Source organism: Bartonella sp. F02, from assembly GCF_026929975.1.
Classification (GTDB): Bacteria; Pseudomonadota; Alphaproteobacteria; order Rhizobiales; family Rhizobiaceae; genus Bartonella.
Genome location: NZ_JANHOK010000004.1, coordinates 77,345 through 101,441 on the forward strand (window position 1 = coordinate 77,345; position 24,097 = coordinate 101,441).

At 33.5% G+C, this 24,097-nt stretch carries 18 protein-coding genes, 1 tRNA gene and 1 other RNA gene; 6 read left to right on the forward strand and 14 right to left on the reverse strand.

The features are described from left to right. Positions 1–117 precede the first annotated feature (117 nt). From murD to ettA, 11 genes are all read right to left on the reverse strand, one after another. Entirely contained in the window at positions 118–1,524 is a 1,407-nt protein-coding gene (gene murD, locus NPY00_RS04320) for a UDP-N-acetylmuramoyl-L-alanine--D-glutamate ligase (protein WP_269020844.1), read from the reverse strand. A 5-nt stretch (positions 1,525–1,529) separates the two neighbouring features. Then, the gene (mraY, locus tag NPY00_RS04325) at positions 1,530–2,600 is read right to left on the reverse strand and encodes a phospho-N-acetylmuramoyl-pentapeptide-transferase (RefSeq protein WP_269020845.1); all 1,071 of its coding nucleotides are present in this window, start codon (positions 2,598–2,600) and stop codon (positions 1,530–1,532) included. Positions 2,601–2,624: 24 nt separating this feature from the next. Beyond that, positions 2,625–4,043, reverse strand: coding sequence for a UDP-N-acetylmuramoylalanyl-D-glutamyl-2,6-diaminopimelate--D-alanyl-D-alanine ligase (locus NPY00_RS04330; protein WP_269020940.1), 1,419 nt, complete (start codon positions 4,041–4,043; stop codon positions 2,625–2,627). Further along, positions 4,040–5,491, reverse strand: coding sequence for a UDP-N-acetylmuramoyl-L-alanyl-D-glutamate--2,6-diaminopimelate ligase (locus NPY00_RS04335; protein WP_269020846.1), 1,452 nt, complete (start codon positions 5,489–5,491; stop codon positions 4,040–4,042). Before NPY00_RS04335 ends, NPY00_RS04330 begins: the two co-directional genes overlap by 4 nt. A gap of 32 nt (positions 5,492–5,523) precedes the next feature. Next, complete coding sequence (locus NPY00_RS04340) at positions 5,524–7,266, reverse strand: peptidoglycan D,D-transpeptidase FtsI family protein (protein ID WP_269020847.1); 1,743 nt, start codon at positions 7,264–7,266, stop codon at positions 5,524–5,526. After that, complete coding sequence (gene ftsL, locus NPY00_RS04345; protein ID WP_269020848.1) at positions 7,266–7,670, reverse strand: cell division protein FtsL; 405 nt, start codon at positions 7,668–7,670, stop codon at positions 7,266–7,268. The genes NPY00_RS04340 and ftsL overlap by 1 nt, the downstream gene beginning before the upstream one ends. After that, positions 7,664–8,665, reverse strand: a complete 1,002-nt coding sequence (rsmH, locus tag NPY00_RS04350; RefSeq protein ID WP_269020849.1) for a 16S rRNA (cytosine(1402)-N(4))-methyltransferase RsmH — start codon at positions 8,663–8,665, stop codon at positions 7,664–7,666. The genes ftsL and rsmH overlap by 7 nt, the downstream gene beginning before the upstream one ends. Before the next feature lie 282 nt (positions 8,666–8,947). Then, positions 8,948–9,338: RNase P RNA component class A (rnpB, locus tag NPY00_RS04355), an RNA gene on the reverse strand. 99 nt (positions 9,339–9,437) lie between these two features. Then, positions 9,438–9,947, reverse strand: coding sequence for a lytic transglycosylase domain-containing protein (locus NPY00_RS04360; RefSeq protein ID WP_269020941.1), 510 nt, complete (start codon positions 9,945–9,947; stop codon positions 9,438–9,440). Between the two features lie 675 nt (positions 9,948–10,622). Then, positions 10,623–11,003: a hypothetical protein gene (locus tag NPY00_RS04365; protein ID WP_269020850.1), complete on the reverse strand. Its 381-nt coding sequence runs from the start codon at positions 11,001–11,003 to the stop codon at positions 10,623–10,625. Between the two features lie 1,000 nt (positions 11,004–12,003). Continuing rightward, positions 12,004–13,650, reverse strand: a complete 1,647-nt coding sequence (gene ettA / locus NPY00_RS04370) for an energy-dependent translational throttle protein EttA (RefSeq protein WP_269020851.1) — start codon at positions 13,648–13,650, stop codon at positions 12,004–12,006. A gap of 424 nt (positions 13,651–14,074) precedes the next feature. On the opposite strand from ettA, the gene pncA reads away from it, so the two are divergent. Beyond that, the gene (pncA, locus tag NPY00_RS04375) at positions 14,075–14,683 is read left to right on the forward strand and encodes a bifunctional nicotinamidase/pyrazinamidase (RefSeq protein ID WP_269020852.1); all 609 of its coding nucleotides are present in this window, start codon (positions 14,075–14,077) and stop codon (positions 14,681–14,683) included. A gap of 54 nt (positions 14,684–14,737) precedes the next feature. Here the strand turns inward: pncA and NPY00_RS04380 are convergent, their stop codons facing one another. Beyond that, positions 14,738–15,778 (reverse strand): DUF475 domain-containing protein, encoded by a 1,041-nt coding sequence (locus NPY00_RS04380; protein WP_269020853.1) that lies wholly within the window; start codon positions 15,776–15,778, stop codon positions 14,738–14,740. A gap of 365 nt (positions 15,779–16,143) precedes the next feature. On the opposite strand from NPY00_RS04380, the gene NPY00_RS04385 reads away from it, so the two are divergent. From NPY00_RS04385 to NPY00_RS04400, 4 genes are all read left to right on the forward strand, one after another. Further along, on the forward strand, positions 16,144–16,683 hold the full coding sequence (locus NPY00_RS04385) for a helix-turn-helix domain-containing protein (protein WP_269020854.1): 540 nt from the start codon (positions 16,144–16,146) through the stop codon (positions 16,681–16,683). Between the two features lie 387 nt (positions 16,684–17,070). Then, entirely contained in the window at positions 17,071–17,250 is a 180-nt protein-coding gene (locus tag NPY00_RS04390; RefSeq protein ID WP_269020855.1) for a YegP family protein, read from the forward strand. 2,765 nt (positions 17,251–20,015) lie between these two features. Further along, positions 20,016–20,204 (forward strand): hypothetical protein, encoded by a 189-nt coding sequence (locus tag NPY00_RS04395; protein ID WP_269020856.1) that lies wholly within the window; start codon positions 20,016–20,018, stop codon positions 20,202–20,204. A 1,486-nt stretch (positions 20,205–21,690) separates the two neighbouring features. Beyond that, the gene (locus NPY00_RS04400; RefSeq protein ID WP_269020857.1) at positions 21,691–21,840 is read left to right on the forward strand and encodes a hypothetical protein; all 150 of its coding nucleotides are present in this window, start codon (positions 21,691–21,693) and stop codon (positions 21,838–21,840) included. Positions 21,841–22,452: 612 nt separating this feature from the next. Here the strand turns inward: NPY00_RS04400 and NPY00_RS04405 are convergent. Beyond that, positions 22,453–22,529 (reverse strand) — tRNA-Ile (locus NPY00_RS04405). 146 nt (positions 22,530–22,675) lie between these two features. Here NPY00_RS04405 and NPY00_RS04410 point away from each other — a divergent pair. Beyond that, positions 22,676–23,413, forward strand: a complete 738-nt coding sequence (locus NPY00_RS04410) for an SIMPL domain-containing protein (protein ID WP_269020858.1) — start codon at positions 22,676–22,678, stop codon at positions 23,411–23,413. A gap of 39 nt (positions 23,414–23,452) precedes the next feature. On the opposite strand, the gene NPY00_RS04415 is transcribed toward NPY00_RS04410, so the two are convergent. Continuing rightward, complete coding sequence (locus NPY00_RS04415) at positions 23,453–23,914, reverse strand: YcgN family cysteine cluster protein (RefSeq protein ID WP_269020859.1); 462 nt, start codon at positions 23,912–23,914, stop codon at positions 23,453–23,455. Between the last annotated feature and the right edge of the window lie 183 nt (positions 23,915–24,097).

Sequence of the window (24,097 nt, forward strand, 5' to 3'; positions counted from 1 at the left end):
CACCGTACCTTTTTATCAGCTTATTAAGAGCGATATAACTTCTTTATTTTTTAATAAATATTCGAGAGATAGATTATACCTAAAAAGATTCTGGATTATTAACACAGAAACATTTTTTTAAAATTCATTCTCTTTTAACTGCATGACAAGAGAAACAAAAGCATCACCACGCACTTCATAATTTTGAAACTGATCATAACTGGCACAAGCTGGTGAAAATAAAATAACCGCTTCTTTTTTTTGCTCACGAGCTACATCAGCAACTGCTTCTCGTATTGCATTTTCTAAAGTAATACTCATTGAAAAAGGACAAGCCGAACCAATAACGCGCGCAAATTCTTCTGCTGCATTTCCAATCAAATACGCTTTACGAATTTTATAAAAAAAATCCTTAAGCGAATTAATCCCCCCCTCTTTTGCTTCTCCTCCAACAATCCAAAAAACATTTTCAAAAGTAGAAAGGGCAGAAGCTGACGCATCTGCATTGGTTGCTTTACTATCATTAATAAAAACAACAGATCCAATTGTACGTACTGTCTGCATTCGATGGGAAAGCCCTCTGTAATTGGCTAAATATTTTTCTATGTGTGGATCGGTAATTTCTAAAGCTTTTAACGTCGCTAAAACCATCAATGCATTTTGCGCATTATGATGACCACGTAATGCCGTCATATGAGCAAGATCTGCTAATTGATGTAAACACCCATGACGAACAAAAAAAAGTTTTGTGCCATCCGCATAAAATCCATTTTCAAGAAAACATTCTTTAGAAATTGCCTCAACTGGATAACCTTCATTAACAAGCTGCTGATACAGAGTTTGGCAAGGAATATCATCAACCGCTACAAGAGCATGAAAAGCTCCAGCAACTAAACGTCTTTTAATTTGTGTATAATGAGCAAACGTCCCATGGCGATCAATATGATCAGGTGTTAGATTCAGCAAAACACCCACTGTTGGTTTAAGAGAAGGCGCTAGGTCAATTTGAAAAGATGAACATTCAATAACATAAATACGATTTTTAACAAATGGTTTCAGCATTAATATTGAAGGTCCAATATTGCCTCCTACCTGCACATCATAACCCATCTGTTCTAAAACATGGCCAAGCAAAGCAGATGTTGTCGATTTTCCGTTTGTCCCTGTAATAGCAATAAACGGAACATCTCGATCACAAAAGCTATGCTGTTCTAAAAAATCATTCCGCGCACGAACAAATAATTCAATATCTCCAACAATCTCTATATTTTCTTGGTGCGCTTTTTTGACAACCCAATGAGGTTTAGGATAAGTTAAAGGAACTCCAGGAGCTAAAATTAATGCAACAAATTCTGACCAATCTTCATGATGAAGATCTCTCGTTGGGATATTTTGCTTACAAGCTTCTTCGATAGCATAAGAATTATCGTCCCAAGCAACCACCTCTGCACCACCAGCTATCAATGCTTGCGCTGCAACCAACCCTGATTGCCCTAGTCCAAATAAAGCAACCTTTTGACCTTTATAACATTCAACAGGAATCACGATCGTTACCTCAACTTAAGTGTTGAAAGACCAATTAATGCTAAAACAATTGAAATAATCCAAAATCGTATAACGATTTGGCTTTCAGTCCATCCCTTTTTCTCAAAATGATGGTGTATTGGTGCCATGAGGAAAACACGCTTTTTTGTTAATTTAAAGTAACCAACTTGAATAATAACGGATAACGCCTCTAAAACAAAAAGCCCGCCAATCACACCCAAAATAATTTCATGTTTGGTTGCTACGGCAACAACACCTAATAATCCGCCAAGAGCCAATGAACCAGTATCGCCCATAAAAATAGCTGCCGGAGGCGCATTAAACCATAAAAATCCAAGACCAGCACCAACAACCGCTCCCAACAAAACAGTTAATTCTCCTACCCCAGGAACATAATGAATCTGCAAATAATTCGCAAAATTCATATTACCAGAAAGATAAGCAATGAGCGCAAAAGACAAAGCCACAACCATGACAGGAACAATAGCAAGTCCATCAAGGCCATCGGTAAAATTAACGGCATTACCGGTTCCAACAATAACACATGCTGTAAAAGGAAGAAAAAACCAGCCTAAATCAATAAAATATTCTTTCAAAAAAGGTAACGCTAAACCCGATGAATTAATTTCTAGAATAATAAAAGACGCCCCAATCGCAATTAAAAATTCTAGCCCTAATCGCGCTTTCCCAGAAAATCCTTTATCTGTTTGTTTGGTTACTTTTAGATAATCATCATAAAAACCAATTGCTCCAAAAAGCAGCATAACCAATAATGATACCCAAAAATAAATATTCAATAAATTACACCATAAAAGAGCTGATACGACAACACCGCTTAAAATCATCAACCCACCCATTGTAGGTGTTCCAGCTTTTTTAAAATGAGTTTGAGGACCATCAGCTCTAATTGGTTGTCCCTTACCCTGTCGCACCTTAAGAGAAGCAATAATGCTCGGACCAAATAAAAAAACAATTAACCCTGATGTTAGCATAGCTGCTATTGTGCGAAATGTAATATAGCGAAAAACATTAACACCTGGAAGCCAATCACTTAACAAAGATAAAAATAGCATCATAGCACAAAAACCTTATCCAAATTATCAGGAAATCACTTTATAGCGATTGAACATTTCAGTCACAATACGTGATAAACAAATGCTATGGGAAGATTTAATCATCACCAGATCTCCATTTGAAACTTCTGCAAAAATCAAAGGCAAAATTTCTTCAATATATTCTGCATAATGAACTCTAACAGATGCAGGAAGATCCATAGCCAAAAACTTCATTTCCTTACCAATTAAGAAAACTGGATTAGCACCAGAGTGACCTATGGGATCGACCAATTCACGGTGCAATTTCTCACTATAATCTCCTAATTCAAGCATATCACCTAAAACGGCGATTCTTCGACCTTTCTCACCAACTGGCCCTGTAGCAAGCAGATTAAGAGCAGCACGCATAGAAGCAGGATTGGCATTATAACTTTCATCAATTAAACGAAATTCACCCCCTCCGGGTAAAGACAATTGGTAACGAATCCCTCGACCTTTTGGAAGAGAAAAACTGCTTAAAGAAAAGATAACACGTGTAATATCAGCACCAACAGCATCACACGCTGCAATAACCCCTAAACTATTTTGCACAATATGCCGACCAGGAGCTCCAATTTTAATCATTGCATTGTGAGAAGAAATACGTGCAAGCATACAAGAGCAATCTGCTAACAGACGAATCTCTTTTGCTTGATAATCCGCACAATGAGCTTCCCCAAAACTCACAATATTTTTTACACCGTATTGCTTTGCTTTGTGAATTAAATAAGAGAAAAAATCACTATCCGCATTTAAAACAGCCACACCATTATCACTCAACCCTTCAAAAATTTCAGCTTTTGCATTTGCTATTTCTTCAATATTTTTGAAAAATTCCATATGTCCGGCAGCAATATGTGTAATCAAAGCAACATGTGGGCGCACTAATTTTACCAAAGGACGAATTTCATCTTTATGATTCATACCAATTTCAAATATAGCATAATCACAATCTTCAGGGAGACGCGCCAAAGTTAAAGGAACTCCCCAACAATTATTTAGAGAAGCAAGATTAGCATGAACTTTCCCAACAGATTTAAGAACATGTTGGAGAATATCTTTTGTTGTTGTTTTTCCAACAGAACCCGTTACTGCTATAATCTTAGCTGTTGAGCGCTTACGGGCTGCCTGCGCGAGACTTTCTAAAGCTTGTAAAACATCAGGAACAACAATCAACGGAGCTCCTATTTTTTTCATCTCTTCCAAATGATTTTGCTCGATCACAAGAACACCCGCACCCTGTTTATAAGCATGCATAGCGAAATCATGACCATCAAGATGATGACCTTTGATACAAAAAAAAATATCACCTTCTATAAGAGTTCGGCTATCAATAGAAACTCCTGAAAAAGTTTCTGGTAAAGCTCCAATTACAAAACCATTGATTGCAGTCAGAAGTGTTTGTCGATCCCATAAAACCATTATTGATTCCGCTCTTTCAAAGCAGCCATTGCTTTCAAACGATCTGAAAAAGGATAAGTTTTCTGCCCTATAATTTGGCCTTCTTCATGACCTTTCCCAGCAATAATCAATGTATCACCAGTTTCAAGCATCTTCACAGCAAAATCAATTGCTTCACCACGATCTGCTATTTCTATAGCTTCCGGAACCGCCTGTAAAATATCTTTTCTAATTTTTTCTGGAACTTCAGTACGAGGATTATCATCTGTTATAATAACAATATCAGCTTTATTTCGTGCGATTTCTCCCATGATCGGCCTTTTTCCTTGATCTCGATCACCTCCACAACCAAAAACAAGAATTAAACGTCTTTGCGTAAAAGGACGAACAGAAAGTAAAACTTGCTCCAAAGCTTCTGGTTTATGGGCATAGTCGACATAAACAGGAGCATTATTCTCTGTTTTTCCAATTAACTCTAATCGCCCAGATGCTCCTTGTAATTTTTCAAGAAAATTAAACACTTTATCTGGAGATCCATTTGTGACAATCGCTAAACCTGCAGCCATAAGCGCATTAGCAACTTGGAAATCTCCGATTAAAGGTAAATCAAAGGTATAAATATTGTTTCCCATACGACATTCAACATATTGCTTTGAACGTTGATGCTCAACACGATTAAGCGTGATAAACTGCCCTTTACGCCCAATTGTTAACACACGACGACCTGCTTTTGTGACATAATCAATCACTTTTTGCGAATAAATATCATCGGCAAAAATCAAAGCAGGAGCATCTTGCGGCAAAAGAGTATCAAATAATCTCATTTTAGCACGAAAATAATCATCGACATCTCTATGATAATCCATATGATCTCGTCCTAAATTAGTAAAAGCAGCAGCAGAGAGCTGCACTCCATCAAGCCGACTCTGATCAAGTCCATGCGAAGAAGCCTCAAGCGCAGTATGCGTAACACCCTCTTCTGCCATTTCACATAATAAACGCTGCAACATTACTGGATCAGGTGTTGTTAGAGAACCATAATCATGACGTTTAGGAGAGATAATTCCTACCGTTCCTATACTCGCAGCACGAAGCCCAACATGTGTCCAAATTTGCCGAGTAAAAGATACAACAGATGTTTTTCCACTTGTTCCCGTAGCAGCTACGATAGTTTCAGGTTGAGAATTATAAAACCGTGCAGCTGCTATAGCTAAATGATGACGCACATTGGCAACACGCAAAATTGGAATAGATGAATGATCAAATACAAATTCACTATCTGTAACGATAATCTTTGCACCACGCTTTATAGCATCGTCTATATATTTTCTGCCATCTTCATGACTTCCTTTAAGAGCTACAAACACATAACCTGGTAACACTTCTCGAGAATCTATGCTTATTCCTGTAACTTCAAGAGAGGAAAGACAATCATCTTTAATACACTCTGTAAATAATGTTCCAAGCAACATGATGGCTTATCCTTATATGAATTGTATTAATTTTATTGTGTTTTATATAGCTCAAAATTTTTATTTCTATTTAAAATCGGCTCATATTCCTTTTTAAAATCTGATTTTACTCCAAGAAAACTCGCTGAACGGCGAATAATATTAGAAAGCATTGGCCCCGCATTCATTCCTGCCGTTGCCGAGCGTTTTCCTTCTTCAGGCTTAGGTTCATCAATAATTGTTAAAACAACATAAGAAGGATTATCGATAGGAAAAGAAGCAAGGAAGCTATTAAAATTTTTTGTTTTAGAATATTTTCCATTCTCAACTTTTTCAGCTGTTCCCGTTTTGCCACCAATACGATATCCTTCTACCTTTGCATTACGCCCTGAACCGATATCACTATTTAATTTATAAAGGTAACGCATATCTTGACTTGTTTGTGACTTTAAAACTCGCTTAGCTTTTTTCAACGCCTCTTCTCGAGTTCGTTTTAAAAATGTCGGTTCAATCAACCAACCACCATTCATTAAAGCAGCTGCTGCAACTGCTGTCTGTAATGGTGTTGTTGCCATACCATGCCCGAAAGAAATCGTCATAGAATTAATATCGCGCCAATGACGCGGCAATATAGGATGAGCAACTTCAGGCAGTTCTATTGTCATCCGATCCAATAGGCCAAGTCGTTTTAAAAAATCACGATGCTCATTAACACCAACTGCTAATGCCTCTTTAGCAGAACCAATATTAGAAGAATAAACAAAAACCTCCCATAATTTTAAAGGACGATTTTTCCCGTGGAAATCATGAATAAAATAACCTCGACTTGCATGAATTGGTTTTGAAGCATCGATAACACTATTTAAATGAAAAAGACCTGAATCAAGCGCCATTGCTGTCGTAAAACTTTTGATAATCGATCCCATTTCAAAAGCTCCAGCTGTCATTCGGTTCAAACGATTATTTTTGAGAGCATCAACAGGATTTCCAGGATCAAAATCTGGAACAGATGCCATAGCGATCACTTCACCGGTATGAATATTTAAAATGACAGCACCCGCAGCAATTGCTTTATAGCGTTTCATAGCTTGCATCAATTCATCACGAACAATTGTTTGAACGCGAATATCAATCGAAAGCTGAACAGGGCTTAAAGACGTTTCCGTTCCAAGACCATTTTCACGCAGAACACTCAACCCAGTATCATCAATATATTTTTCCATTCCCGCTATACCCTGATTATCAACATTCACTATACCGAGAATATGAGAAGCGACAGGTCCACTGGGATAAAAACGACGTATTTCATCGCGAAAACCAATACCCGGAATACCAAGCGCCATAATTTGTGTCTTTTGCATCGGCGTCAATCCTCGCTGGATCCAAGAAAAATTGGATTTTCTTTTTAAACGGTGATAGGTCTCCTGCCAATTAAGCTTTGGTAAAACTGTTGAAATTAATTCAATAGTCTCATCCACATCAATAATGCGATGCGGTTCAGCAAAAAGAGAGTAAGTTTTAATATCTGTCGCTAATAAACGTCCATGGCGATCAATAATCTCTGGTCGTGTCGATAATTGCTGTATTTCTGGATCTTTTATCTTTGCAGGTTTTCCACCTTCAAGACCATAAGAAATAAGACACCATCCTATAATCCCATATAAAACAAGAAAACATATTAAAGAAAAAATCAAACGTGAACGACCAATATGTGGATGATAAACAGAAAAATCCTGTGAATTCAATTGACTATTTAAGCGCTTGTTTTTACGCGAAAACAGGCTTGATAATTTCATCACCGTAAGCCTTTTGAGACATCACTATTCATAGGATAAACATGATTATCAGCGAGAAACGTTTTACTATCTTCAAAATTATTTTGTCTAATCAATTCTTCAATTTGATCATTTAAACGTATCGGAATATCTTTGAATTCAACGACCTGATGAGGTTGTATCATCTCTAGTCCCAATTCTTGTTGATAACGTTCTGCAAGTTTTTTCATACGTAAGGGATCTGTCATCACAGCCCATTCAGCACGAAAAAGATTGATCATATTTTTTTCCGAAGCAATCTCATGTTCAATGCGACGCACTTCGCCAATTTGTTTTTGGACATCATACTTTATTTTATATGTAAAACCTGCAGTACAAATCATAATGATCACTAAAACGACATCTAATGTGCGAAAAACTACCATTTCTTATTGCCTTCAAAATCAGCAATTTCTGCCAAACCAAATAATTTCATATCTTCTGCAATAACATCTGCCTGAGTACGAATGCCAACGCGCAATCTTGCAGAACGTGCACGAGAATTTTTCTGCAACTCTTCTTTATCTGCAATTTTAACACCTCTAAACAAAGGAATAAATGTTGCTGAAATACTTTCCACCTCTGGAAGATAGCGTGATCCTTTCTTTTCACCTGAACGAGCAGAAAAAAATTTTTTTACCATACGATCTTCAAGAGAATGAAAACTAACCACTCCCAAACGACCTCCTGGTTTCAAAATGCGTTCAGCAGCAAATAAACCACGCGCAAGCTCACCTAATTCATCATTGACATAAATGCGAAGCGCTTGAAAGACACGGGTCGCAGGATGAATACGATCTCCTGGTTTACGCCCTACTAAAGATTCAATCGCATGAGCAAGATCGCTTGTCCGTAAAAAAGGTTGAAAATGACGACGCTTTTCAATCATCCGCGCAATTCGACCCGCATAGCGTTCTTCACCCAATATCCGAAATAATCGTGCCAAATCATCCACTTTTAAATGGTTAACCACATCACCTGCAGTAAAACCGCTCTGCGCCATTCGCATATCTAACGGACCATCTTTTTGGAAAGAAAATCCTCGTCCTGCTTCATCCAACTGCATGGAAGAAACACCAATATCAAGGATGACTGCATCCACTTTTTCTTCAACAACACGATCCAACTGAGAAAACTCCGTTTGTACCAAACGAAGACGTGGAGAAAATTTATCGACAAGTGATTTCCCTTCACGAATTGCTTCAGGATCACGATCAAGAGCAATCACATTTGCCCCAGCTTCTAGAAAAGCGCGCGTATACCCTCCAGCACCAAAAGTGCCATCAATGACTTTAGCTCCAGATAACGGCGCAAGATCAGTTAAAACTGATTGCAACAAAACTGGAACATGACGCTCAATTTCTTTATACTGTTTTACCAAAATAACTCATCTTAATTTATATTTTTCAATATTAACAAACGCCAATTGCAAAAAATCATAAATTGCAAAAGATATTGTCATCACTAAAACTTTAATTTTCATACCCATGATTACATGGCTTATTTTATAGAAAATGGATTAAAGTTTACTCAATCCATTATACATTGGCTCATTATGTTTAAAAAAATGTTATGATTTTTAAAAATACTCTTTCTTGAATATATCATTCAAGAAAAAATAAAATCGATAGAAGTTTTATATAAAAATTATTGATAATATAAAAATATCAGTCGGCCTATAAGCCGGGTTCTGTATAGTAAAGCTTGTGCTCTACATGGCAACCATTCATCTGGGACAGATGTTACCATCCGCCTCGTGCAACCTACCCAAATGACTCACCTGGAAAATGGCTGCAAATTAAACTTTGCGCGTCATTTCTATTCGGTCTTGCTCCCGGTGGGGTTTACCTTGCCACACTCATTACTGAGTGCGCGGTGGGCTCTTACCCCACCCTTTCACCCTTACCTATAAAAATAGGCGGTTTGCTTTCTGTGGCACTTTCCCTAGGGTCACCCCTGCCGGGCGTTACCCGGCACCGTTTTTCCATGGAGCCCGGACTTTCCTCACCTGCCTACATTTTATATTAAACAAGCGCGGCTGCCCAGCCGACTGACTAATTATTTATAAAACATTTTTCATAGAGTGAAAAGAACTACTCTAAAATATTTCAACATCCCATCAAATTAGCTAATCCATTACAACAACATATGCATTATTTGAGAGACGCAAGGTAAATTTTAACTTTTGAACAATATTTTGCTGAAATAGAATTCATTTTTTTTGCAGCATGACCAGCATTATATTTCAGAATCGTGCGGCATGTATTTCCACTGCTTAATTTGTATGCCTTCGCTAAATAACGTATACCATATTCTAGATTTGTCCTAGGATCGTAAAGATCCTGCACAGAACCGTTAAATCCTAACCATCGCGCAGTAGAAGGTTTGATTTGCATTAAACCTATTTCACCTGCAGCTCCTTTTGAAAAGACTTTATAACTACTCTCAACATTGATAACAGCATGTGCTAAATCAATGGGAACCTTATACTTAGTAGCAAGTTTTTGAACGAGAGCTTCATATGGTCGAATAACTTTCTTAGAAGAAATTGATATTATGTTCTTACTTGCACCCACAATACCCGATATTGCATGAGCTCTATTTAGACTAAACACAAAAAATATAACAAATGCCATTCCTAAAAAAAATTTCAAAAATTGTATTTTTTCTCTTTTCATTAAAACACTCTTCAATAACAACCATAACAGTTTTAAGAGAGCATTTTATCAAGAAAAAAAGCCAAAGAACGACACGAACATGAAAATATAAAGGCAATTTTAAGATAAGATTGCATATTATAGAAAAAATACTCAACATATGAATAATATATTTCTTGAATTTTATTAATATTCATTGAGAGCAAATAATATTTTCAATAAGAAGTTGTAACATACTATAAAACAATACGAAAATTAATTATTCATGATATCTGTTGTACTCTTAAATTTAAAAAAAATGACACTGAAAAATTTTTAAAATTAACCACATCAGTAACGCTCAAACACTCTCATAAACGAAAGTGTTTTATTTAATATCTGTCTTGAACTGTTCTCACCAATCATTATCAAAACGGATATGCATTACATTCTTCAGACAATGCGTAGAAATTCATACAAAAGGGAAAAATATTTAATATAGAATCAATTATTTATTTAAGAACATGCTCAACTGCTAAATTTTCAAGCACATAATAAGTTGTATATACAACAGATACACCCTGTTCTGGTATACTTGATAATCATCGCTATTTTTATTTTTTAAAAATTCTATCAAAATCTAAACATTCAATACCAGCGCATAACAGCTCAAAACATCAGTTTTTTATAAAGATAAACTCATTAAAAATAAGCATTAGTAATAGAAGGTTGCAAAATTGCTTTTGATATAGCAGTAACAACAGCGTCACCAAATTTGCGAGCATCCTCATCACTCTGACCACTCGCAATAGCAGAAGAAATAGCATCTCGGCGCGCTTGCTCGATAATTCTTCGCTTGTTCTGATCACTCATCTTAGAAAGATTAACTATAAGATCTGGAGATAACACAGCTAATCTTTCTAAAACCTCATCCTCTGTAGCACGGTTTCTATAAGAAGCAGCTGTTTTACCAAGCATACTCTTATAAAATGAAGAACCTCGATGAATCAAAAAAGCGACAGAAAGAATAAACAATACAGACAAAATCAGAATAATTACACAACGCCAGTGAACTTTTACCATTGCCTATCCTAAATACTATAATAGTATACAAAATACACACTACTCACAGAATGCCTAAATAATATTTTTTGATTTCCTTACCTACTCCACCTGTTTCAGTCTTTAAAAGCATAATCTAAGAAATTTGGATCGTCAAATTACTTCTTACATATATTACAAAATAGATACAGTTTCTTCAATAATTACTCAGCAGTATATCATTTACAAAAAATAAAACCCGACTGGATATATTCTCAGTCGGGCCAGACAATCTAAGGAATCCACGCGGGGGGGGGGAGGAGGCTCCCTGATTGTCCTACGACATCAGCCATATTTCTGATGTGATATCTCTGCTATGGTATAAAACGTTTTAAACGACAAGAAATTCTTATCATCCTATCAAAAAAAAATGCAAAAAAAATTGTAGTGCGCATAAAAATGAAAATAATAAGGCATAAGTCATAAAAAATGATCCAATTTGAAGCAAATTTATTTGAACGATATCAATAAAATGATTTCTAACAATTTTATTTCTCTGCAACATGCCTCTCAAAACATAAATCCCGAACCATTCAATTTCTTTGAAAGCAAAATATTAAAACTCAATCTCCTCACCATGTTAAATTAAAAAATCATCATGGTTTAGGAAATGATAAATTTATTAATCAGTATTGATCCTTGCTATCAAAAATACAAATAAATCAGAGAAAAATAGAACTTTACATTCATTGCATTGTCAGCACATTAAAAATGAGTAGCATTAACTTTCAAATCTTTAGTTTTGAGAATGCAATTAACAAACATAATATTTTCAAACAATCAGTACTTTCTAATTTGTTTATACACGCTCAGCGCTACTCATTCTTACTTATATCAAAAAGCTAAAAGTGATGCTCTCTTTCTATTAATTTTTAATCAAAAAGCATACATCACCCTAAAATACTAATGTAGGCTCAATTTCTTGAAGGCCTAATATAGAAACCATGAACTTTGTTTAGCAAAACTTGTCTAAGAAGCAGTATCAACGTGTAAGAGGCTTATAATTTACACGTTTATTTATAGAATCTGAACCAAGACGACGAATTTTATCTGCTTCATACTCAGCAAAATTACCCTCAAACCACTCTACATGCCCCTCTCCTTCAAAAGCCAAAATGTGAGTTGCCAAGCGATCAAGAAACATACGATCATGCGATATAATGACTGCACAACCAGCAAAATTTTCCAATGCATCCTCTAACGCACCTAACGTTTCTGTATCGAGATCATTTGTTGGCTCATCGAGAAGAAGAACATTTCCTCCTTCTTTTAAAAGCTTAGCTAAATGAACACGATTGCGCTGCCCTCCAGATAAATTTGCTACTTTCTGCTGCTGATCTGCTCCTTTAAAGTTAAAGGCGCTACAATAAGCGCGGCTATTCATTTCGCATTTGCCTAATTTAACAATATCGTTTCCACCGGAAATTTCTTCCCAAACAGTTTTATCACCTGCCAATGAATCACGACTCTGATCGACATAACTCATCTTGACCGTTTCCCCAATCCGTATTTGACCTGAATCTGGCTTTTCTTGCCCCGTTAACATTTTAAATAAAGTGGTTTTTCCCATACCGTTAGCGCCAATAACCCCAACGATTCCACCAGCAGGCAATTTAAAAGAAAGAGAATCGATCAACACACGATCTCCATACGCTTTTACTAAATTATCAACTTCAATAACAACCTGCCCTAATCTTTCACCAGCAGAAATAACAATCTGTGCATCCCCAGGGCGACGTTCATTTGCAGCCTGAACCAACTCATCATAGGCCTTAATACGGGCTTTAGATTTTGTTTGACGTGCCTTCGGACTTGACGCCATCCATTCTCTCTCGCGTGACAAAGCCCGTTGACGCGCAGCTTCTTCACGACCTTCCTGTGCCATACGCTTAGCCTTAGCACTCAAATAAGCAGAGTAATTACCTTCATAAGGAATACCTTTCCCGCGATCTAATTCTAAGATCCAACCGGTTACATTATCCAAAAAATAACGATCGTGCGTAATCAATAGTACTGCACCTGAATATTCACGCAAATGTTTTTCAAGCCAAGCTGTCGTTTCAGCGTCCAAATGATTTGTCGGTTCATCTAAAAGCAGTAAATCAGGTTTTGACAACAGTAACTTACAAAGTGCGATACGTCTCTTCTCTCCTCCGGAAAGTTTCGTCACATCTTCATGTGCGGGAGGACAACCAAGAGCAGTCATCGCCATTTCAACTTGATTTTCTAAATCCCACAAATTTTGACTGTCTATAATATCTTGCAGACGAGCACTTTCATCAGCAGTTTCATCACTATAATTCATCATTAATTCATTATAACGATCCAAAATTTTCTGCTTATCTGCAACTCCTTCCATCACATTGCCAAGCACATCTTTACTCGCGTCAAGAACAGGTTCCTGTGGGAGATAACCGCAACGTGCACCTTCAGAAAGCCATGCTTCTCCTGTATATTCTTTATCTAACCCAGCCATAATCCGTAAAATTGTCGACTTACCAGCACCATTTGGTCCTAAAATACCAATCTTTGCATCTGGATAAAAAGACAAATGAATGTTTTCTAAAATTTTTTTATTACCGTAAGCTTTATTAAGCCCAGCCATATGATAGATAAATTGACGTGCCATAAATTTCTCTTTAACGTTATATGGATATAAAAGGTTAGAACTTTAAAATACTATTTCTCTTTTCTTGAATTAAAAAAAACAAATAAAGCTTATCTTAATTTTGATGATTTTTTGCTCTACATTGGTACATTCTTTTCATCTAATAAGCATTACTGCGATTCTAATGATAGAAATACTCCTTTCAAAAAGAATACTAAAAATTCTACATTCATATGCTTTACTGTTCATAATAATTCCTAACCTATAATACTATTGTCCTATCATTGTACAACAGGAAAAATTAACCAATACATCATAAAAATCCCCTTTATCTAATGGGATATACAAAAACAATGCTAACGATCATAAAATAATTTCAAAACTTCAAAATGAAATATAAGTTAAAGGTTCTTACAAAAAATAAGCTCCTTACAGGAATAAATTCATGGAAAAAAAAGCCTTGATTGTTATTGATGTTCAAAATGATTTTTTACCAGGAGGAACACTCGCTGTGCCACAAGGTGATACGATCCTTCCTGCTGTTAATAACTTAATATCTCGTTTTGATAATATTATTTTAACTCAAGACTGGCATCCCAAAAACCATTGTAGTTTTGCCTCTATTTATCCTAGAAAATCGCCCTATGATACAATTAATCTCAATTACGGTCTTCAAATACTTTGGCCTAATCATTGTGTACAAGGAACACAAGGAGCAGAGTTTCATAAATCTCTTAGAACTGAAAAAGCGCAACTTATCTTAAGAAAAGGCTATAATCAAAGCATTGATAGTTATTCTGCTTTTTTTGAAAATGATCAAAAAACACCAACAGGATTACATGTGTATCTTAAAGAACATGGTTTTACACACTTGGTTATGTGCGGTTTAGCAACCGATTTTTGTGTTGGATTTTCTGCACTTCACGCTATAAAATGCGGCTTTAAAGTGAGTATTTCACTGAATGCCTGCGCTGGAATTGACCTAAATGGATCTCTTAACCTAATGCTTAAGACCATGAATGAAGCCGGCGTTGAACTCTTGATGTCTTCTTAAAATATTCTTCTTCTAACATATTGCTATAAGAATAAAAAGATTTTGATATTTATTTTAATGAGATGCAGAACGCTTATTGTTAAAGCGAAGAGAAGAATAAAATGCAGCACCAATAATACATATACCAATAAGCCCTGTTACGATTTCAGAAACTGGTATAATCGTTTGCATATACATAATTACCGCAAGGATTAAAATTGCATAAAAAGCGCCATGCTCTAGATAGCGATACCGCAACAATGTTCCTGTTTCAACCAACATAATCGTCATTGCACGGACATAAAACGCGCCAATACCAAGACCAATTGCAATGATAAAAAGATTGTGTGAAAAAGCAAAGGCTCCTACAACACCATCAAAAGAAAAACTAGCATCTAGAATTTCTAAATAAAAAAATGATCCTGCCCCTCCCTTAACAATTGAAAATAAAGTAGTTTTTGAGGAATCCAGCAGTGAGCCAATTGCATTGACCACGATAAATGTTAAAAGTCCATAAAAGGCAGAAAATAAAAAAGTTAATTGATTTTCTGTTCTCAATTGTCCTGAAAAAAATAAAATTAGCATCAACATTATAGCAATCTCGATCCCCATAATGGAACCAAATTTCTGAGCCGGTTTCTCAATAAAAGCTAACCAATGCACCTCTTTCTTAGGATCAAAAAAATATTTTAAGCCAACCATCATAAGAAAAGTTCCCCCAAAAGCTGCAATACTCATGTGGGCATCTTTTAAAATGGCAGCATATTGATGCGGTTCCCATATTGCTAATTTAATTGCAGTAATTGGGTTAACCCCAACAGCAAAAACAACAACTAACACCGGAAAAATAATCCGCATCCCAAAAACCGCTATCAAAATTCCCCACACTAAAAAGCGGCGACGCCATAGCTGATCCATTTGTCCAAGAATACGTGCGTTAATAATAGAATTATCAAAAGATAAAGAAATTTCTAAAATTCCTAGAACACAGCAAATAAAAAAATATTCTAAAAAACCAACAATACTGCCAGTTTCTAACCAACCAACAATACCACCTAAAAAAACACCAATAATTGTGAAAACAAAAGCCCATCTAAAATAACTGAACAGGGCCATGATCCTTTCCTAAAGTTTATCTATTTTGACGTCGATCAAGAATTTATATTTCTATTATTATAAAAAATGCATATAGCAGGATTTATATGCATTCTACTCAATAAAAGACAAGACGAAAACTAACAAATCTCTATATTTTTATAAAGAATAATGCTTAAATAATAAAAAATAAATAATAATAAAATACGAAAAGTTAAAATTAAATTCATATCCATTAAAATTAAAAAAAATATATTAAAACTTACAAATATCAGTTACAAATATTGACATTACGTAATGAGATATTAATACTAATATTTAGTGATACATTGTGTGCCTTTATTGGCAAAACTCATACCATGATGATTTACTGAGGGAGATAATTCGTGGCGCGTCCTGAAACTAAAGCAAAAACTGCATTTGGAAAACGCTTACGTCGTGTACGTCTCGCTTTAGGAGACCCGTCACGTGAAGCGTGGGCTAAAAATTTTAGCATGACAAAAAACTCTATCGCTTTTTATGAGCGTGGGGAAAGAGAACCTAATCTTAGTGTGTTGCAAACATATCGTATGTTATATGGTGTCAATATTAATTGGCTTTTAACCGGACAAGGTAAAATGTTTGATGCCGAATACACTAAAAGTGAGTTTGATTGGAATTACTTTATTAAAAAAATTGAGAGACTTGAAAATATTCTCTCTAAAGATAACCATAGTAATCAGACTCTCCCTGAAAATATTGAAAGTTCTTATAAGAAATTACAGCAATATTTGTCTACAAAAGATATACCTAATGGTTTTAATCAAAAAGCAGCAACATCTTTAGTAGATATCAAAGCAAAAATGGTTAACTCTTATGCTCTTAGCCTTTTTATCGATTTACTGATCCGAAGTGTATCACACAATAAACCTTTTGCTAATCAATAAGTTTTTGTGTTATTAATCAATAAGTTTTTGTGTTATAAAGAAAATTAAATAATTTCAATTTTTCAGTGTGGGGAGCGATTATTCAGCTTGCCACACTTTTGGATTCTGATAGATTCTAATTTTTTAGTATAAATACTCAGATATTACTATTTATTTGAATTCAAATACAACGATTATTACAATTATTAGTTCTGATATTAACTCTGCAAGGAGTTGTTAAAAAATAACCATAATTCTTCTATTTATTTTAAGAATATTTTATCATCTGCAGTCAAAAAAAATAAAGGGAATATATTGACGGTTTATGATGCGAATATACTTATATCCATATTAGATGGGTTGAATGCTTACTCTATAAGTCTGTGACTATTTTGTGAGGTAGGAGATATGTATTTTGAAGTATTTCAAGGAGTCCATAATCAGTGGTATTGGCGTTTAATTTCAAAAGATGAACAAAAAATTGCTTTTTCTAGTAAAGGTTATCCCACCAAACAAGATATTCTTGCAAATATTGAGCAGCTGAAAGAAATTACGCGAAATACCTCTATCAGAGAATTACAATATTAATGTTAGCGAAATTTACTCAATCTCCACATATTTTTTCAAAAATATATTTGTTCAATTGCTTCCCTCTGTAGCATTAGATGGCTAACCACAGAATAGTAACATTTATCTCATACATATAATTTGAAATAGCGTTTTATATTATCATAAAGTTATTACAATTCGTACTTTTTCAACGATTTTAAGAATAGATTTCCGTACTAATCCTCACATTGAAATTATGTCATTCTCTAGAAAAATAACATTCCTATTGGGTTAGAAATATTTCTAGTTTTTTGTTTTGTATCTTAAAACTCTTTAAAACCGAATATGGAAACAAGCTTACATTTAAAAAATATTCTTATTCTCTTTATACAGTCATAGCTATAGTCTCAAAAAAGACAAAAGAATTGTACGCCTTCATTTCAACCTCAAGAAACTTTCAGAAACTCAAAAATAAACTTTCCTCTAATAGGAATCGTCAGCAATATTTTTCTTTGGTTTCAAAATTTTCTTTTTTCACACATTTCATACAGAAACATGAATGAATTAATATTTCGATTTTTCTCTAATAATTTTAATATTATTAGATACATAAAAACAATAATTTAATAATAAAGAATACAATTAGTATAAATATTAAAAATACGAATTGACATTAAACAAACGAATCAATATTAAGGCCATATCGTAATTGATAGAAGAGTAAACAAAATATCTGATTGTTGTCTTTTACAGTTATAGATAGAAATATTTTGTCATAAATTGAAATTAAGATATTTCTATAAAAAAAAGAGAAAATGCTTTCGTGTTTTATGAATAGTGATATTTAGTGTAAACTAGAGTAAACTATTTAAATAATGAAGGAGGTAGTGTGATGGTTATTGAGCCATTTTTTTATGTCATTGTAGCAGGTATAACGTTTATCATTGCTCTTATAACATCATAGTTATAATGTATCAAGCAAATTCAAAGTCTATACACAATCGATATCTTTTAGAAAATAAATAGTTTTTATAAATTAAAAATTTAAAATCTTGTAATTTGTATAAATATTATACAGAAAAAATAAAAAAAGTGAGTGTCTTGATCGGTTGAGAGTTTTTTTACTTGGCCATTCAGTTATTACATACGAAGAGAGTTTATTATTATACAAATAATGAACTTAATCTTAAATGTTAAGCGTGTTCATTCAAAAGAGACACTAAATAGTTTTTATGGTTACTCAATATATCTAAAAAGAAAATATTATTGTTACTATTTAGCTTATATGAAAATAAATTCATATGAGCGAAATATAGTGCCTAAAGTGAAGGAGAATTTAAAATGCTTGCTGAATTAGGAATATCAGGTCTCTCTGTCTTAGTGATGGGGGTTGTAACTGGGTTTGCTGTTTTTAAAAAGTTAATTAGTACAATCCTTGCTTACACATTATAAGTAGGTTCAAATAGTTTGATAGAAAGGAAGTACCAATGCCTTTTATAGCAATTATAATATTGATGGCGGTTATAACTGGGACAACTCTTCTTGTTGATATGGTTGCTGATACGACTTATGAACAGGCAATAAAAAATAAGGAACGTTCAACATAAAAATAATAACAACCCCAAAATAGTTCTTCAAGGTAGAATTAGAACATAATAAATAAAATATTATAGAAGGAAAAAGGAATGTTGTTTACAGGAGCTGCATGGATAGTGACAGTAGCGGTTTGGGCAGGAGTAGTTGTTGGAAAGTTAGTTGTTTCGCTCACTAAATTAGTTAAACTAGCATCTGGATAAATAAGTTTTAGTTCTTACATTTTGGAAATATTTTTAAAAAATGTATTAGAAATAAATTGATTTTGAATATAAAAATTCAATCTTTTTCAAAAGGTGGATCTGTTTCTTGTTACTTTGTTATGTTTAAAAAGTTATGATGGCAGCTATCTTTAATTTTTCTTCATTTTATTTTTAACTTCCCCTTATATCATATCAAGCTTTATATTTTGGTATAAAAATCACCAAGTCTATAATGATATTAAATCAATTAAATAATATTGTTTTGATATGATGAGGCATTACTTTTCAATAGAGATAATATTCATTGTTTTCTAAATCTTAGAGAGGTAATTTGTAATGTTTAAACCTATGATGTATATTATACTATCAAAAAATTGTAGATAGTGAAATTTATGAATTTTAAGTATTATATTCTATATCAATTTATCCGTAATAAAAGATCAAATTGTCAGTAATAAAAACGTAATAGAATGAAAAGAAAAATATGTGGAGTTGGTTAGACATACTGTACTCACTTGTAATGCTATGTGTGTCTTTTATAACTGTTGTGAGTTGTTCACTTACTGCGTTTTAATTATTTGCTTTGTTCTGTATTCTTTAAAGAAAATATAATGTTGTATAAATTGATAGGGCAAACAATAACTTATTAATTTAACAAGATTATAATTAAGTAGAAAATTAATAAATAAATTGCATATTCCCACCTTAAAAGGTGTCTTCATTTAATTTCTGAAAGCTTTGTAAAATAATAAATGCGAATACCGATATTATTATATCGTATTTTATTAAAAATAAAAATTGACAGAAAATAAGCGAATCAATAGTAAAAAACGAATTTTAATAATTAATTTAAAGAAAAAAATATGTTTATTCTCGTTAGCTCGCTTATAGTTAGTTATTTTGCTATGTCAGCTTTTGTTTATGGCGTTTCAACATTAATATAATATCTAAACTTATAAAGACATATAACTCAAAACAATAATTTAAACAGTATAGGATAAACAGAAAATGTCTATATTTGTAATAGCAGGAATACTTTTAGGATCATTACTTTTTACACCCGTAATAATTGATACTACAACAAGCGCTTTAAAGCTTCCTAAAAAAACAGATTTTAGAGGAGATCCTATAAATCCCGTCGTAAAAAGATCATCTAAAAACTCAACAAGTCAAACTCAAACCCCAAAAAGACCATAAGAAATTGATATGAAAGAAACTCGAATAAGAACTAATTGACATCATTACAGGCAGTGTTTATAAACATTTTGTGTCGTTCATAAAAACGACTTAAATCTTAAACTATCTTTTTGTGTTAATTTCATTTTTCCTCATCTCGTTCATCGGTAAGTATAAACGGATTAACATTAGATGATAAGATTCCAAAAAGGAGAAAAAATATGTGTCCATTTCTCATAGCATTGCTTTCACTAGCTAGTATGTTCGGTTTTATGGGTTTCGCAACACAGGTGGCAAATAGCGTCGCTTCATAAAATAGAAATTTTTTTCGATAATCTTTATACATCTAAAGAAAAATTTTCATTATCTCTAGTATATAACTAGAGATAATTTTTGCGAAAACGGTACCACTTCACTGTTTTTGCAAAGACGGCACTACTCCACTGTCTTGTCAAAATTCTGTTTGTCAAGCAAAATGCAAACCGACAAACCCCGTACAACACAGTATTAAGCAAAGAAAATAACTAAGGAGAGAACTGCTTTTACTGATGAAGTCCGCTAATTTTGCAATAATCAGTGGAGTAGACCGTAAGTTTAAAACAGTATTAACTTCTTACCGTTTTTTGCAGAAAAAAGAGTCAACTCATGCCCTTTTAACGAAAGTAATATATTGTTTATGCTTTGAATCCTTCTATTTTGTGAAACATTTAACTTTCATATTTATCATAAATAACACTTTATAACACCACTAAGAACTCATTACGTTACTATTTGAATATACTTTGTGTCAATACTCTACAGAAATATTTTATGATCTTGATGAAATTTTTCTGTTTATAAACTGAATGATTTTGCCGTTGATATTATAAAGTTCTGAGTTTTTCTAACTTAATAATACAAGAATGCATATTTTTTGAAAATACAAAAAACATTTAAAGAGCTTCATCTGTTCTGCAAACTGTTTTTGTTTATGAAATCAAAATACCTCGTAATAATTTTAGAAACTCTCTACATCTTTATGAGAAAAAGTATTAAATCAGTCGGCATCTTACAATTATAGAATATATCAACAAGAAAATGGTAAAATTTACTTATGAAATAAGACGCAGCATCATTTATATATCATAATTATAATACAATGCTGTCTTGTATGAGACTGTTCAAATTCAATAGAGTTTTACTTTATTAAATAATTATAAATTGCCTCTAATAGCTTTACGGACTCATTAAAAATACGCTCAACAGTCACATTTCTTTATGTTGACGAAAATAATTTAAAATGCATTATTTTACAATTTAACACTTTTGTACTTAATCTTTTTAATAGAGAAACATTTTATCGTTTAATTTTCTTGCTCTAAAAAGATAAATTATATTCTATTATAGTTTCTCTTCTATTTTATGACTTGTAATTCTCGTCTCAGATTATTCTTTACTGTTTATTATAAAAAATACAAATTATGGTATATAATTGCACCAAAATAACACTATCATAAAAGGAGTAAAAATGCCCATTTTTGCATTTGTTTTCGGATGTTTATTAATTACAGGAATCATTGGCGGGACACATGCACTCACTACGCATCTCGTAGAATCAAAGCGCGTTGGTCGGTGTGGTGGCGGAATGCATCAGCCCCCCCCTTTAATGAACAGTTAACAAAAAAGTAATTTTACGCTACCGATTAATTATTTTATAAAATTCACTAATTCATAAATATTTGTCATTTCTAAGAAAGTTGAACTTTAATCACGCCAACTATATTAAGAGATAGCGTTACATCAGCATAAAAATAGAGAATGCTTTAATTATTGTACTTAAAAGGATTATGTAAAACTATAAATATGCATCAATCACTTTTGAAATCTTAGTGTTTTTTTCAAATATTATCAAAAAATCCATTTATTATAATTGTTAACGAGCACTAGAGTCTAGTGCTCTTCACGCAGATTTGTTATACAATACTTTAATGTGCGAAAAACATTGAAAGAGTATTTTTTGTTTCAAACCGTACAACAATTTAAAAATCAATATTTTCTTCTCACAGTGTAAAACTAATAACACTTTTTACAATAAAAACCCTATCAGAAACAGATCTTTAATACTAGTTTCAATAAAAAATTCCAATCAACTCTTCCAAGCGTGATTTCACTGCAAGACTGCGAAAATACCTAAGCAGAATAATCGACTATGCGAATCTCAAACAAAAACCAATGAAAAAAATGATTAAAGAGAAATCTTTGTTTATAGTCGAAAATAAACTTTATAAAATGGTGGGCCCGGAGGGACTCGAACCCCCAACCAAGCGGTTATGAGCCGCTGGCTCTAACCAATTGAGCTACAGGCCCTAAGACCGCTCCTCTCTAAACTAAAACACTTTCTAATACAAGACCCTGTTTAAATTATAATAAATATTTTTTCTTTTCTTTCTATTTTTTCTCAAAATATTAATTTAATTTACAGAAACTACAAAAAACACAATGAAGGAGTGGATATGAAAGAAATAACTTTTCAAATATTGAAAAACTCTCGGATGAAAGTAGCTATATTGACTGCATTAACACTGTTAAATAGTTCATTCTCTGGATATGCTGAAAAAAATACGATCAATGAAACTATTACAGTTACCGCCATAGGTGAAAACCAAGCGGAACCAGATATAGCGATTATCCATCTCGCTATTGTTACGCGCGATAAAACAGCTCAAAAAGCATTAGCAGACAATAATAAATCTATGAATGATGTTATCAATGCCTTTAAAAATAATGGAATTCAGGCAAAGGATTTACAAACATCAGGATTATCTATTTATCAATCCAAATCAGAGACCTACAATAGCAAAAAAAACAGCGAAAATTTCTATGAGGTTTCAAATTCTTTAACAGTACGTATCCGTGATCTTTCCAATGCTGGAAAAGTATTCGATCAAGCAATGGCACTTGGGATTAATTCCGTTAATGGTATTACTTTTACCAATGCAGATACAAAGCCATTATATAAAGAAGCGCGCGCGCAAGCTATCACTAATGCTATTGAAAAAGCTGAAACTTTAGCACGAGCAGCAAATTTAAAATTAGGAAAAATCCTTCAAATCAATGAAAGTGATAATAACAATCGTCCTATGCCGCGTCTCATGAGAGCTACACCAAGTGCGAGCTACTCAGAAACAAATTTTTTAGGAGGTGAATTGAATTATAATGTCAATGTCACTGTAACATTTGCAATTGATTAAATGAATGTAAAATAACAAATATCCTATAAAACGATTTTATCATCGGTGGTCATAGAGGACACCGGTGATATATTGAGGGTAATCCTCATCAGAGGATAATTCGTTATCATAAATTCGAATTTGTTCACACGCAGAAAATTGAGCTTGATGCACAGTCTGGCAACTTTTGGATACCAATGGATGCCACCATTGAAGGTCTTTTCCTTCATAAATCAACCGATAAGCACAATGTTCCGGCAGCCAACGAGCCATTTTAATTGTTTCAATGTCAAGTAATATACAATCAGGAACTATTGACATACGATTAACATAATCTCTACATTGGCAAGTTTCTTTATCCAAAAGACGACAAGCAACACCTGTCGTATAAATCACGCCACTATCGTCATCCTCCACTTTATGCATACAGCAACACCCGCAGCCATCACAAAGACTTTCCCATTCAGCAATGGACATTTCTTCTAATTTTTTAACTTTCCAAAAAGGAAGCTCCCTATTCATAAAACGAACTATATCCTTTTGCTCAATTAAAAAAACTATTCAGAAAGTGAAAAATAAATAGAATTTCACACCGTAATACAACACATTTTTTAATTTTGAAACGACCTTACAAAAAGAGAAGCACTCTCAAAAAACGCATATCAATAGAAACAATTCATAAAAGCATAAAACGCATGCTTTTTC